The organism is Peribacillus sp. SIMBA_075 (assembly GCF_046534585.1).
The window spans coordinates 1-452 of sequence record NZ_JAWRYN010000131.1; the positions used below are offsets into that span (position 1 = coordinate 1).

Annotated in this window: 1 pseudogene; it reads left to right on the plus strand. The window is 35.2% G+C overall.

The features are described 5' to 3' along the window. Positions 1-452, plus strand: a pseudogene (locus SB775_RS27470) (IS110 family transposase); the annotation flags it as partial.

The window sequence follows — 452 nt, forward strand, 5'->3', positions numbered from 1 at the left end:
GACAAACAAAATCAACTAATAGAAAGAATTTCCGATACACATCTAATTGTAGGTGTGGATATAGCCCAACAATTACACGTTGCTCGAGCTTTTAACTTCCGTGGAATTGTAGTTGGAGATCCTCTTACATTTGAAAATATGAAGAGGGGTTCGTAAAACTATTAAGTTGGATTCAAAACTTACAAAAACTAAAAAACTTAGATTCCACAATAGTAGGTATGGAGCCTACAGGCCATTACTGGATTAACCTTTCAAAATGGTTATATAACCAAAACATTAAGGTTGTAACAGTCAATCCCCACCTTAGTAAAAAGGAATAAAGAGAATCGTGATTATACCCAATCTAAGAGTGATAAAAAAGATGCGCTCGTTATCGCGGATATGGTCAAAAACGGCTATTATTCCTTTGTTCGTCCCACATCCGAATCATTTGAGAAACTTAGAGTTCTAAT